The sequence below is a fragment of the Flavobacterium sp. genome, from assembly GCF_032153895.1.
Classification (GTDB): Bacteria; Bacteroidota; Bacteroidia; order Flavobacteriales; family Flavobacteriaceae; genus Flavobacterium.
Window position 1 is genome coordinate 1 of the sequence record NZ_JALDYN010000014.1, and the last position, 12,462, is coordinate 12,462.

Genomic DNA, 12,462 nt, shown 5'->3' on the forward strand with positions numbered 1-12,462 from the left:
GCTTTGATAATTAGGAACATCACGAAAGCTACGATGATGAAATCGATTACAGCAGTGATAAACGCTCCCCATTCGATTGCTACTTCAGCTACGGCAGGTGTTGTTACAGCTCCAGCCGCATCCTTTACTTCGGCAACACCATCTTTAAGAACAATTTTTTCTTTTGATAAGTCTAAACCTCCCATTAAAAGTCCTACAACTGGTGCAAACATTTTTTCAACAAAAGCAGTAGTCAGTTTTGTAAAAGCAGCTCCCATCACAAAACCAATTGCCATGTCCACTAAGTTGCCTTTCATGGCAAATTCCTTAAATTCTGAAATAAATCCCATAGATTCTGATTTTAGTTAAAAATTCATTTAACACTAAATTAGTAAAATTAGATTTACAATTCGTGTTTTTTCAACAAAAAGTGATTTATTCCTTATAAAAAACGCGTTTTACACGGTGGGAAATGCTGGTTAAAATTTCATACGGAATGGTGCCGACAACATTAGCGAGTTCAGTTACACGAGGTGATTTTCCGAAAACAATAACCGTATCGCCTTCCTGACAATTGATGTCGGTTACATCAATCATAAGCATGTCCATACAGATGTTGCCCACAATTCTGGCTTTTTGATGATTGACCAAAACATAGCCTTTTTCGTTGCCCCAGCTTCTCGGAATACCGTCCGCATAACCGATTGGAATGGTGGCGGTTCGGGTGGGTTTTTCGGCTTTGAATTTTCGGCTGTAACCTACGCTGTCACCGGTTGGAATTTCTTTGATTTGAAGAATAATGGTTTTCAGTGTTCCGACATTTTCAAGCTGTTGCATTTCTTCAGCATCGTTCCCAACGCCATACAAACCGATGCCCAAACGTACCATATCAAACTGATGTTCAGCGAAATGATAAATACCTGAAGTGTTTAAAATATGCCGAATCGGTTGAATGTTTAATTCTGACATCAATTGAGATGACCATCTGTCAAATTTCTGAATCTGTTCTAAAGTGAAATCTCTAAATTCCGGCACATCACTTGACGACAAATGGGAAAAGATGCTTTTAACCTCTACTAAATTATTGTTTTTGAGCAAACTGATAAGTCCGTCCAAATCCTTTTCTTCGAAGCCTAAACGATGCATTCCGGTGTCCAATTTGATGTGAATTGGATAGTTGTATAAATTTTTCTGCTGTGCCAAAGTGATGAACTTTTTCAAAACAGCAGCCGAATAAATTTCGGGTTCCAGATTGTAAGCCACCATCGCAGCAAAAGCACTGTTTTCGGGATTCATCACAATAATTGGCATGGTGATTCCGGCGTTACGAAGTGCGATTCCTTCATCGGCGAAAGCCACACCTAAATAATCAATTTTATGATGCGCTAACAATTTAGCGATTTCAAAACTGCCGCTTCCGTAACCAAAAGCTTTAACCATCGCCATCATTTTGGTGGTCGGTTTGAGTTTTGATTTGTAAAAATTCAGGTTGTGACTAATAGCATTCAGGTTGATTTCCAGAACCGTTTCATGTGTTTTTTCTTCAAGAAGGACAACGATTTCTTCAAACTGAAAACTGCGCGCACCTTTGATTAGAATTGTTTCGTATTCAAATTCATGGGAATCAAAATGCGCTACAAAATCCTGAGTAGTGGGAAACGAAATGAAATTCGGAAACGCTTTTAAATGTGCTGAAATGTTATCGCCAATACCAAAAACACGTTCAATATGGTTGTTTTTCAGGAGTTTGGCAACCTTGGCGTATAATTCTTCTGCCGAAAATCCACTTTGGAAGATATCGGAGAGAATGACCGTTTTCTTCTGGTGTGTTTTATGTTGTTCGAGAAAATCCAATGCAATTTTAAGCGACTGATAATCCGAACTGTAACTGTCGTCGATAATAGTACAATGATTGATACCGTTTTTCACCTGCAAACGCATCTCCACCGGGTACAAGTTGGCAATACGCTCCTGAATGGTTTTGGCGTCGTAACCAAAATACAAAAGCGCCATTAAACAGGTTATCGAATTTTCTTCCGAAGCCTTGTCGTGAAACGGAAGTACAATTGAAAAGGTTTCACTTTTATATTGAATATCAAAGGTTGAAACCGATTTTTTGGTAATAAAAACATCTGCGGAAGCCTTATCAAAACTCCAAGTAAATGCTTTGGTTTCCGATTTTAGCAACGTTTCGATTTTCTCGTTTTTCTGCAGAATGACTACCGGAGTAGCGTCGAACAATTTTAGTTTCTGCTGAATTTTTTCTTCTTCCGAAGCAAATCCTTCGTTATGTGCTGAACCGATATTGGTCAAGATTCCCAAAGTTGGCTGTATGATGTTGCCCAGATTTTCCATTTCCCCAAGCTGAGAAATGCCGGCTTCAAAAATTCCTAAATTGTGTTTTTCATTGATTCCGATAACTGATAGCGGAACGCCAACCTGCGAGTTGTAGCTTTTCGGACTTCGGATAATGTTGTATTCGGGACTCAAAAGAAAGTTCAGCCATTCTTTTACGATGGTTTTACCGTTGCTTCCGGTAATTCCAATGATGGGGAAATCGAATTGCTGGCGGTAAAAAGCAGCGAATTGTTGTAAAGCTTCCAAAGTGTTTCCGACCATCAGAAAATTTGCTTTTCCGTTCAGGTTCGCTGGAATGTACTGTACGACAAAATTCTGAACGCCTTTTTCGATTAATTCCGAAATGTATTGATGCCCGTCATGATGATGTCCGACTAAGGCAAAAAATAAAGTTCCATTGTTGTTTTGTAACGAACGGCTGTCGATGGAAACGTTGTCAATCGAACACGATTCGTCGGTCCCAAACCATTTGGCGTGAATGACCGGGACGATATTTTTAATCAATAAACTCAAAGCTTATTCGGGATTGTTTTTGTTTCTGGAATGGTTGTTGTCTTCTTTTTCCGCCTGTTCTCTCATAGCGTTGAAGTAAGCAGCACGACTCAAGGGTTCGTATTCTTCGGTTTCGCCTAATAATACTAAACTATCACTTTGTGCTTTTCGGAAGCTGTAATTGGCTAAGTTTCCGGTTCGGGTACAAACCGCGTGAACCTTGGTTACGTACTCGGCAGTAGCCATCAACGCGGGCATCGGTCCAAACGGATTGCCTTTAAAATCCATGTCCAAACCGGCTACAATTACGCGAATTCCAGAATTGGCCAAATCGTTACAAATCGATACAATTTCGTCATCGAAAAACTGCGCTTCGTCAATACCGACTACATCACAGCCTTGTGCCAAAATGCGAATATTCGCTGCAGCAGGAACCGGAGTAGATCGGATTTCGTTGGAATCGTGCGATACCACCATTTCGTCGTGATAACGCGTGTCGATAGCGGGCTTGAAAATTTCCACTTTCTGTTTGGCGAACTGGGCGCGTTTCAGCCTTCGAATCAGCTCTTCCGTCTTGCCTGAAAACATCGAGCCGCAGATGACTTCAATCCATCCGAATTGTTCTTTATGATTTACCGTATTTTCGAGAAACATTTTGTAATTTTCAGTGCAACAGAAGTTATTTCTGTTTAGATTTGTAACTAAAACAAAAATAGTAAAATCAACTTGCTTTACTCCATATAAACTCAAAAGTTATGAAGAAAAAATTAGAAGCCGAATTAATTAGTATTGCGCACCGAATTTTAAAGCTGAAAGGAAAAGAAGACGTCGTTTTATTGCATCAGGAAACCCAGAAATTATATGAGAAGCTTTCGATTTTACGTTTCTACGAAGAAAATTTTGAAGCCTTAAAACCAACGCTTTCGCATGAGGAATTGGACGAAAAGTTAGAAGAAGTTTATAACCAGCCGATTGCGGCCGTAGCACATAAAGCAGAAGAAGTTGTTATTGCTGCATCCGAAACTAAACCAGAAGAACAAGTTGCGGAAGAAACAAATGAAGAAGTGGCACTTCCAGTTGAAGAAGAAAAAGTTCTGGTAGGCGAAGTTGCAATCGACGAAGAAGATATTGATGAAGAAGAACCGATTGCCGTTCTTGAAGACAATAAAGAAGAAATTATCGAACCTTTATTCGAGCCGGTAGCCGAAGAAGAAAAGCAACCACAGCAAATTTCCTTTGAAGATTTGTTAGGCGAAACCTATACAGAGCCAGAATTCGTAAAAGTGGATGACGTTCCTGCGAATATCGAAAAAGTTACTGACATCATTTTCGAAAAAGCCGAAACCGAAGTTGAAGAAGTTAAAAAAGCCGAACCGATAAACAACATTCAGGAAGAAATTGCCAAAGAAAAAGAGAATTATAAAGTCGCGAATTTAAACTTGAACGACAAGTTCAGCAAGACTATTACTTTAGGGTTAAACGACAGAATTTCGTTTGAAAAGCACCTTTTCGATGGTAGCGGTGAAGATTTAAACCGTGTGATTTCACAGTTGAACACCCTTAATTCACTTGATGAAGCCAAAGATTTTATTGACGATTTGGTTAAACCGGACTACAACAACTGGAACGGCAAAGACGAGTATGTAGAGCGTTTTATGGAGTTGGTCGAGAAACGTTTCGTATAAATGGGAAAACTGTATTTGGTCCCCACACCGATTGGGAATTTGGAAGACATGACTTTCAGAGCCATCAAAGTTCTGAAAGAAGTCGATTTGATTTTAGCCGAAGACACCCGAAACAGCGGAAAACTATTAAAGCATTTCGAAATTGCCACACCGATGCACAGTCATCATATGCACAACGAGCATAAAACTGTTGAAGGTTTGGTAAAACGAATGCAAACCGGAGAAACGATTGCTTTAATTTCGGATGCCGGAACTCCAGCGATTTCTGACCCTGGTTTTCTATTGACGAGAGCCTGCGTTGAAAACGGTGTTGAAGTAGAATGTTTGCCAGGCGCTACGGCTTTCGTACCGGCTTTAGTGAACAGTGGTTTGCCCAATGATAAATTTGTATTTGAAGGATTTCTGCCAGATAAAAAAGGACGACAAACCCGTTATTTGGCTTTAGCCGAAGAAACGAGAACCATGATTTTATACGTTTCACCACACAAATTGGTTAAAACTTTAGCGGAATTTGTACAATATTTTGGCGCCGACAGACAAGTTTCGGTATCGAGAGAATTGTCGAAACTGCACGAAGAAACGGTTCGCGGAACTGCGGAAGAAGTACTGCAACATTTCGAAGCCAAACCACCAAAAGGAGAAATTGTGGTGATTGTGGCAGGGAAAAATAAATGAGAATGAAAACTAAAATAGTTCTTTTATTTAGTTTACTATTGATTGTAAATAGTGGCGTTTATTTTTGGCTATTACCATTTATTCAGAAATCAGTTAATGCTCATACGACAAGTGCAGATTTTTGTATTATTTTATTTTTCATATCAACTATTGTGTTTTTTTTGATGGCCTTTTATAACTTTTTAAATCGTCAATATAATGTATTTGCCTTTGGATTGTTAGTTTTAGGGATGAATCTAATATTATGGGTTCCAAGAATATTATCAATTGAATGTAAAAGTTGTTCAATGGCATAATAATTAAGTTAATTAATATGGACACACACAAAATAACTACAACCTGGCAAGGAAAAATGCAATTCGATTCCACCAACCCGAGTGGCGACACTATGTTAATCGATGCCGGACCGGATAATGGCGGCGAAGGGAATGGTTTTCGTCCAAAAGCACTGATGCTTTCTGCGTTAGCCGGTTGTACGGGATTGGATGTTACCTCGTTAATCGAAAAAATGAAACTCGAAGTTGCAGATTTCAAAATTGAGACCGAAGGCGACTTAACCGAAGAGCATCCGAAAACGTATCACACCGTTCGATTAGACTACCATTTTTACGGCAACAATCTGGATGAAAAAAAACTAGAACGTGCTGTAAATCTTTCCGTTGAAAAATACTGTGGCGTAATGGAAATGTTCCGACAGTTTGCCAAACTTGAAATTAAAATCCATTACCATCATCAATAATCTATAAGCCGAAACATTAAATTTTATACAATCCAAAATCCTTGAATATATGCGCTGGACACTAAAACCCGAACCGAATTCTGAAACCATAAGCCAATTAGCTTCAGAATTAAATGTTGATACTTTAATCGCCAAATTGTTGGTGCAACGCGGGATTTCCACTTACGAAGACGCCCGAAAATTTTTCCGCCCGAGTTTAGACGACTTACACGATCCGTACCTGATGAAAGATATGGACAAAGCGGTTGAACGAATTGAAAAAGCCATCGAAAACAACGAAAATATTTTGGTTTTTGGCGATTACGATGTAGACGGAACAACAGCCGTTTCCCTAATGTCTTCCTACCTGAGAAGTTTTTATCCGAATGTTGCCACCTATATCCCAGACCGTTACAATGAAGGGTACGGCGTTTCGTATCAAGGAATTGATTTTGCGGATGACAACGGATTTTCCTTAATCATAGCACTCGATTGCGGCGTAAAATCCATCGAACATGTAGCGTATGCAAAGGCTAAAAATATTGACTTTGTCATTTGTGATCACCACCGTCCGGGAGATGTTTTGCCCGATGCCGTGGCTGTTCTTGACCCAAAACGTGAAGATTGTCAGTATCCGTATGACGAATTGTGTGGCTGCGGAGTCGGTTTTAAACTGATTCAGGCTTTAGCGGCCAACAGAAACCAAACCATTGAAGATTTGATACCTTATTTAGATTTGGTAGCTACAGCGATTGCAGCAGATATTGTTCCGATTACGGGCGAAAATCGCGTATTGGCTAAATTCGGTTTGGAAGTGATTAATACCAATCCGCGTCCGGGAATTAAAGCTTTGATTCAGAATCTGAAACGTAAAACCTTAACCATTACTGACGTGGTTTTTGTCATTGCGCCTCGAATCAACGCTGCAGGACGCATCAGACACGGGAATTATGCCGTAGAATTATTGACGGAATTCGATTTGGAACAAGCCGAAGCCTTTGCTGCACAAATTGAAAATTTCAATGCAGATAGACGTGAATTCGACAAGCAAATCACCGAAGAAGCTTTGCAACAAATTATAGAAAATAACGAAGAAAACCGATTTACTACTGTGGTGTATCAGGAAGACTGGCACAAAGGCGTAATCGGAATTGTAGCGTCCCGTTTGACCGAAACCTATTACCGTCCGACCTTGGTTTTTACCAAAAGTGGTGATAAGTTAGCCGCTTCGGCACGTTCGGTGAAAGATTTTGATGTGTACAACGCTTTGGAAGCCTGTTCGGAACATTTGGAACAATTTGGCGGACACATGTATGCAGCGGGAATGACACTTAAGGAAGAAAACTACGAGAAATTTAAAGACGCTTTTGAACGTGTGGTTTCGGAAACAATTTCTCGGGATTTGCTCACGCCGGAAATCAGTATTGATGCTGAGGTTCATCTTTCGGAAATCACACCTAAATTCTTCAGAATATTGAAACAGTTTGAGCCTTTCGGGCCCCAAAATATGACACCTATTTTCATTACCGGCGCTTTAACGGATTCCGGTTATGCCAAGAAAATTGGGGGTAACGAAGAACATTTAAAACTGTATGTTAAACAAGATGATGCCGATGGTTTTGGAGCCGTAGGTTTTGGATTGGGTGACAAATTAAGTCTGATTCAAAAAAAGCAAAGTTTCGCCGCTGTTTTTTCCGTGGACGAAAACGAATGGAACGGAACGATTTCGCTTCAGTTGCGAATACGCGATATAAAAAATGATTAAAAAAGATCCTTTTTCTGCCCTTCGGATTAAAGAATTCCGTTGGTTTTTGAGCATGCGTCTGGCGATGGTTCTGGCGTGGTCGATGCAGTTTGTTTTGGTTGAATGGGAAGTGTATTCCATTACGAAAGATCCGTGGTCGCTCGGTTTAATTGGGTTGATGGAAGTCATTCCGGCGATTTCGATGGCCTTGTTTGCCGGACACATTGTCGATCAGAACGAAAAGCGTTCGTTGTTGCTAAAATGTTTGTTCGCTTTAACTTCGTTAAGCGCTTTGATGACTTTATTGGTGAAATCGGACATTTCACATATCCTTTCCAAAGAGTACGTACTTTATGGGATTTACGCTTTGGTGTTTTTGGGTGGAATTGTACGGGCATTCATCATTCCTTCTGTATTCAGTTTATTGGGTTTGATTGTGCCGAAGAAAGAATACGCGAATGCTGCGACTTGGAGCAGTTCTACTTGGCAGATTGCAGCCGTTTTTGGTCCTGCCGTTGCTGGGTTTTCAATTGGATGGATAGGCGTTTTTTGGTCGATGGTGATTGTGGTGGTTTGTTTGCTTGTTGCCTTTTTCGGTTTGCTTCAGATTGAAAAGAAACCAATTTTAAATCCTAAAAAAGGAGAGCCGATTACCAAGAGCTTGAAAGAAGGCATCAGTTTCGTTTTTCAGAATAAAACCGTTTTGAACGCGATTTCCCTCGATATGTTTGCGGTGCTTTTTGGTGGAGCAGTAGCTTTATTACCCGTTTTTGCACAAGATATTTTAAAAGTCGGTTCGGAAGGTTTTGGGATTTTGCGTGCTGCTCCGGCAATTGGAGGTTTGATTACGATGTTGATTGCGACCTCAATTCCATTAAATCAGAATGCCGGTAAGAAGTTATTGATTGCCGTTTTCGGTTTCGGAATTTGTATCATCATTTTCGGTTTGTCTACTAATTTTTGGATTTCGGTTGTTGCCCTTTTTTTAAGTGGAGTAACCGATGGAATTTCTGTAGTAATTCGCCAAACTATTTTGCAGATATACACGCCCGATCACATGCGCGGACGGGTTTCTTCCGTAAATTCCATTTTTGTTGGCTCTTCGAATGAGTTAGGAGCTTTTGAAAGTGGCTTGACTTCCAAACTGATGGGTGTTGTACCAGCGGTTGTATTTGGCGGAGTGATGACTTTGGTTGTAGTAGGAGTGATGGGCGTTACTTCGCCTAAATTCATAAAGCTGAACATAGACAAAGAATTAGAAAGTTAATTTATTTAGAATCATTTTAAATAAATTCTTATCTTTGAGAAAAATCTAAAAGCATGCAAGAGTTACAGGAAGTCTATCATAACGATATCGGAGTCGCTTTTTTTTGGAAGAAAGACCAGCAGATTTTAACCGAAAAAGTACAACTCGTTTTTAAAGAAACCGGGTTGTATCTAACTACTCCGAATCTTTTGAAATTCGCGAAAGAGTTAGATACTACCTGTTCTAAAATCTGTTGTTCGGATTGTGAACTAAAAAATCGTTGCCAACGCTATTTGTTACGAACCCCTTTTGACGGTTTGGAATTGGCGGTATCTTCGGATGAAGCGTTGCAGTTAAAAGATTTGGTGGAAGGCACTTTATTCCAGATTCAATTGAATGCTTACATTGGCAATCTCTGCAAAAATTAAAGACTTTTCAAGACGTGTGTTACGATGCCCCAAATGAGTAATTCATTGTCTTCGGTTACTTTTATTGGCTCGTAATCGTTGTTTTCCGGAATCAGATACACACAATCTTTTTCAATCTGAATGCGCTTTACGGTAAATTCGCCATCAATAAAACAAACGGCAATTTTGTTGTGCGTGGGTTCTAAACTGCGGTCGATTACCAAAATATCACCATCGGCTATTCCGGCATTAACCATCGAATTTCCACTGGCTCTGGCGTAAAAAGTTGCTTCTTTGTGCTTTACGACTATCGCATCCAAACTGATTTTTGTGCCATCAAAATCTGCTGCGGGCGAAGGAAATCCTGCTTTGATGCCACTGCTCACAAAAGGAACTTCCGAAGAATTGCTTTCATCGGGCTGAAAAACACTTATTTTAGTATCGTTTGTTAACATTGTACGGTAATGACTTCGTTAATATTGGTCGTGTAATTTTTGGAAAGGAAATTTTGATTCATAATCCAAGTTTGCTGTAAATCCTGATTGCCCAAGCGAATTTTTCGTTGCCCGATTTTGGTGTGATACTGGTCAATCGCCTCCATCAGTTTTTGGTGCTTCGGATTTTCTTCCTCAAACAAATGAAACTGCTTCTGGTTCTTCGGAATAATTTGCGTCACAATCACGCCGGCTTTCATATACACTTGATTCGGTTCGTAAATTTTTTCCAGCATTTCCACGGCTAATTGACTGATGGTTAAGTTGGAATTGGTGGCAAACGGCAAGGTCTCCGTTCGGCTGAAATAGGTTCTCCCAACCGTTTTATGCGGATCTTTGGCCAGAAACACATTTACGGTATAACAACATGAATTTTGCTTACGCAGTTTTTCGGCACAAACCGTTCCGAAAGTGGAAACGCGTTCTTTCAAATCCTGAAGTTGTGTCAGTTTGGTTTTAAAACTTCGGGTGATGGCGATGCTTTTTTTGGTTTCGAGTGGTGCATCCATATCCAAAACGGGAATCCCTTTGAGTTCACTCAGCATACGTTTGCCTAAAACACCCATCGTTGTGCTAATCCAGGCTTCGTGTTGTGGTTGGATAAAATCGTAAGCCGTTGCAATTTTTTTAGTCTTCATTTTTTTGGAGAGCCGATAACCAATGCCCCAAACATCTTCAATTTTGCACCATTTTAGGGCTTTGATTCGTTTTTCTTCGGAATCGATTACATACGCACCAAGAGTTTTTTCCGGGAATTTCTTTGCAATCCGATTGGCAAGTTTCGCTAAGGTTTTGGTAGGAGCAACGCCGATACAAACGGGTAAACCCAACCATTTTAGAATGCGCTGTCTGATTGCTAAACCGTAGGCATGATAATCGGAAATGGAAACACCATCAAAATTGAGGAATGCTTCGTCGATGCTGTAATCTTCCACATTGGGCGTGAAATCGCGTAAGATGTTCATCACGCGCCCGCTGAGGTCTCCGTACAAAGTATAATTCGAAGAAAATACATTGATATTGTTTTTTTTAAGTTGTTCCCGAACCTGAAATTCCGGAGCGCCCATGGGTATGCCAAGAACTTTCGCTTCTTCACTGCGCGAGATGATACAACCGTCATTGTTCGATAAAACGACAATCGGTTTACCAGTTAAATGGGGCTGAAACACGCGTTCGCACGAAGCGTAAAAGTTATTGCAATCGACTAAAGCATACATGTAGTAAAGGTACGGAGAAAATGAAAAAAGGCTGCTCAAAGTTATGAACAGCCTTTACTATTTTGAGTTGTTTTCTCTTAGAATAAATCCATCAAAACGGATGGGAAAAGTCCAATTGCTACATTCAAACCGATAGCTAAAACTGCCACGATATAAAATTCGAAAGGAACTTTGGTTGCTTCTTCTGTAGCTTCTTTAGTGTACATCGCACTGATTACTTTGAAGTAGTAGTACACGGCTAACATCGAATTGATAACTCCGGCAATCACTAAAATTAACCATCCAGCTTGTAACACTTGGTTCAATAAGAAGAATTTTGCGAAGAATCCTGAGAAAATTGGAATACCAGCCATTGACAATAATGATGCTGTTAGAATTCCTGCCATCAATGCGCTTCTTTTTCCTAAACCGTTGAAGTTTTCGATATTCTCGTTGTCTTTTCCTTTACAAACATATAGAATTACCGTGAAGGCTGCGATACCGGCTAAACCGTAAGCAGCAGTGTAATAGAACAAACTTCCGGTAGCGTTTTGTAAGTTCAATAAAGCCATCAACATAAAACCGGCATGGGAAATACCCGAAAATGCCAACATTCTTTTGATATTATTTTGACGTAACGCCATAATGTTACCAACAGTCATCGAAGCAATTGAAACGATTACAATCACCAATTCATATTCGAATTTCATATTACCGTTCATCGCCATGTTTAATTTGAAGAAGGTAGCCATCGCGGTAACTTTAGCCAACGTACTCATCGTCGCAGTAGTCAAAGCTGGCGCGCCTTCGTATACATCCGGAGCCCAGAAATGGAACGGAACCGTTGCAATTTTGAACAACATTCCGACAGTAATCATCGAAACCCCGATATAGAACCAATCAACAGTAGTAGCTGAATTGGATGCTTCAAAAATCATGTCCATATCAAATGAACCTACGGCACCGTAAATCAAGGCAATCCCGAAAAGGATGATTCCGGAAGCAAATGATCCCATCAAGAAATATTTCATTCCCGACTCGTTACTTTTTACATTCAAACGGTCGCTTCCTGCCAAAACATAAAGGGAAATGGATAAGATTTCAATTCCCAAGAAGAACATCGCTAAATTTCCGAAAGAAACCATAGAAACCGCACCTACCAAAAGGAATAATTTTATGGAGATGAAATCCGAAATTTTGGAAGCTTTGTCCTCATAAAAGTTAGCACTTAACGCCACTAAAAAGATTGTCAACACTATAAACAAACTGGAAAAGGCAACGGTAAAATTGTTCACCTTAATCATGTTGTTGAAATGTGTTTCGTTGACACCAAATTCACTGATGGTTAGACCCAATGTCGCAACTAAACCTGCAAGGGTTACAGGAATAATGGCTTTTCTTGCGTTGAAAATTTCAGCTAAAAGGACAATAACACCTAAAACTGCAATTGCTATTAAAGTATTCATTC

13 protein-coding genes are annotated in these 12,462 nt (G+C 39.9%); 7 read left to right on the forward strand and 6 right to left on the reverse strand.

All coding sequences use genetic code 11. The features are described from left to right. The 3 genes from mscL to RUH60_RS06710 all read right to left on the reverse strand — a co-directional run. The coding region (gene mscL / locus RUH60_RS06700; RefSeq protein WP_313806675.1) for a large conductance mechanosensitive channel protein MscL at window positions 1-329 on the reverse strand (329 nt) is incomplete at its 3' end. A gap of 85 nt (window positions 330-414) precedes the next feature. Further along, the gene (locus RUH60_RS06705; protein ID WP_313806677.1) at window positions 415-2,850 is read right to left on the reverse strand and encodes a bifunctional UDP-N-acetylmuramoyl-tripeptide:D-alanyl-D-alanine ligase/alanine racemase; all 2,436 of its coding nucleotides are present in this window, start codon (window positions 2,848-2,850) and stop codon (window positions 415-417) included. Between the two features lie 3 nt (window positions 2,851-2,853). Then, the gene (locus tag RUH60_RS06710) at window positions 2,854-3,483 is read right to left on the reverse strand and encodes a thymidine kinase (protein ID WP_313806679.1); all 630 of its coding nucleotides are present in this window, start codon (window positions 3,481-3,483) and stop codon (window positions 2,854-2,856) included. A gap of 101 nt (window positions 3,484-3,584) precedes the next feature. Between RUH60_RS06710 and RUH60_RS06715 the strand changes: the two genes are divergently transcribed. The 7 genes from RUH60_RS06715 to RUH60_RS06745 are packed head-to-tail and all read left to right on the forward strand — an operon-like array spanning window position 3,585 to window position 9,325. Then, window positions 3,585-4,514, forward strand: coding sequence for a hypothetical protein (locus tag RUH60_RS06715; protein WP_313806681.1), 930 nt, complete (start codon window positions 3,585-3,587; stop codon window positions 4,512-4,514). Next, window positions 4,515-5,189: a 16S rRNA (cytidine(1402)-2'-O)-methyltransferase gene (gene rsmI, locus RUH60_RS06720; RefSeq protein ID WP_313806682.1), complete on the forward strand. Its 675-nt coding sequence runs from the start codon at window positions 4,515-4,517 to the stop codon at window positions 5,187-5,189. A 2-nt stretch (window positions 5,190-5,191) separates the two neighbouring features. Beyond that, the gene (locus RUH60_RS06725) at window positions 5,192-5,485 is read left to right on the forward strand and encodes a hypothetical protein (protein ID WP_313806684.1); all 294 of its coding nucleotides are present in this window, start codon (window positions 5,192-5,194) and stop codon (window positions 5,483-5,485) included. Window positions 5,486-5,502: 17 nt separating this feature from the next. After that, window positions 5,503-5,928: an OsmC family protein gene (locus RUH60_RS06730; RefSeq protein WP_313806686.1), complete on the forward strand. Its 426-nt coding sequence runs from the start codon at window positions 5,503-5,505 to the stop codon at window positions 5,926-5,928. Window positions 5,929-5,977: 49 nt separating this feature from the next. Beyond that, window positions 5,978-7,672: a single-stranded-DNA-specific exonuclease RecJ gene (gene recJ / locus RUH60_RS06735; RefSeq protein WP_313806687.1), complete on the forward strand. Its 1,695-nt coding sequence runs from the start codon at window positions 5,978-5,980 to the stop codon at window positions 7,670-7,672. Beyond that, window positions 7,665-8,918, forward strand: a complete 1,254-nt coding sequence (locus tag RUH60_RS06740; protein WP_313806689.1) for an MFS transporter — start codon at window positions 7,665-7,667, stop codon at window positions 8,916-8,918. The genes recJ and RUH60_RS06740 overlap by 8 nt, the downstream gene beginning before the upstream one ends. 53 nt (window positions 8,919-8,971) lie before the next feature. Continuing rightward, window positions 8,972-9,325 (forward strand): hypothetical protein, encoded by a 354-nt coding sequence (locus tag RUH60_RS06745; RefSeq protein WP_313806691.1) that lies wholly within the window; start codon window positions 8,972-8,974, stop codon window positions 9,323-9,325. On the opposite strand, the gene RUH60_RS06750 is transcribed toward RUH60_RS06745, so the two are convergent. Genes RUH60_RS06750 through RUH60_RS06760 form a run of 3 tightly spaced genes read right to left on the reverse strand, consistent with a single transcriptional unit; the run spans window position 9,322 to window position 12,460 of the window. After that, window positions 9,322-9,759, reverse strand: coding sequence for a translesion error-prone DNA polymerase V autoproteolytic subunit (locus RUH60_RS06750; RefSeq protein WP_313806693.1), 438 nt, complete (start codon window positions 9,757-9,759; stop codon window positions 9,322-9,324). The two genes, RUH60_RS06745 and RUH60_RS06750, sit on opposite strands and share 4 nt — an antisense overlap. Next, window positions 9,753-11,054, reverse strand: coding sequence for a Y-family DNA polymerase (locus RUH60_RS06755; RefSeq protein WP_313806695.1), 1,302 nt, complete (start codon window positions 11,052-11,054; stop codon window positions 9,753-9,755). Before RUH60_RS06755 ends, RUH60_RS06750 begins: the two co-directional genes overlap by 7 nt. A 38-nt stretch (window positions 11,055-11,092) precedes the next feature. Next, window positions 11,093-12,460 (reverse strand): NADH-quinone oxidoreductase subunit N, encoded by a 1,368-nt coding sequence (locus RUH60_RS06760; protein ID WP_313806697.1) that lies wholly within the window; start codon window positions 12,458-12,460, stop codon window positions 11,093-11,095. Window positions 12,461-12,462: the final 2 nt, after the last annotated feature.

What these genes read in the sequence shown, in the direction of transcription:
- rsmI (WP_313806682.1), top strand. Translation starts at nt 4,515, where the DNA reads ATGGGAAAACTGTATTTGGTCCCCACACCGATTGGGAATTTGGAAGAC.
- RUH60_RS06710 (WP_313806679.1), bottom strand. Translation starts at nt 3,483, where the DNA reads ATGTTTCTCGAAAATACGGTAAATCATAAAGAACAATTCGGATGGATT.
- RUH60_RS06730 (WP_313806686.1), top strand. Translation starts at nt 5,503, where the DNA reads ATGGACACACACAAAATAACTACAACCTGGCAAGGAAAAATGCAATTC.
- RUH60_RS06715 (WP_313806681.1), top strand. Translation starts at nt 3,585, where the DNA reads ATGAAGAAAAAATTAGAAGCCGAATTAATTAGTATTGCGCACCGAATT.
- RUH60_RS06740 (WP_313806689.1), top strand. Translation starts at nt 7,665, where the DNA reads ATGATTAAAAAAGATCCTTTTTCTGCCCTTCGGATTAAAGAATTCCGT.
- RUH60_RS06745 (WP_313806691.1), top strand. Translation starts at nt 8,972, where the DNA reads ATGCAAGAGTTACAGGAAGTCTATCATAACGATATCGGAGTCGCTTTT.
- recJ (WP_313806687.1), top strand. Translation starts at nt 5,978, where the DNA reads ATGCGCTGGACACTAAAACCCGAACCGAATTCTGAAACCATAAGCCAA.
- RUH60_RS06750 (WP_313806693.1), bottom strand. Translation starts at nt 9,759, where the DNA reads ATGTTAACAAACGATACTAAAATAAGTGTTTTTCAGCCCGATGAAAGC.
- RUH60_RS06725 (WP_313806684.1), top strand. Translation starts at nt 5,192, where the DNA reads ATGAAAACTAAAATAGTTCTTTTATTTAGTTTACTATTGATTGTAAAT.
- RUH60_RS06760 (WP_313806697.1), bottom strand. Translation starts at nt 12,460, where the DNA reads ATGAATACTTTAATAGCAATTGCAGTTTTAGGTGTTATTGTCCTTTTA.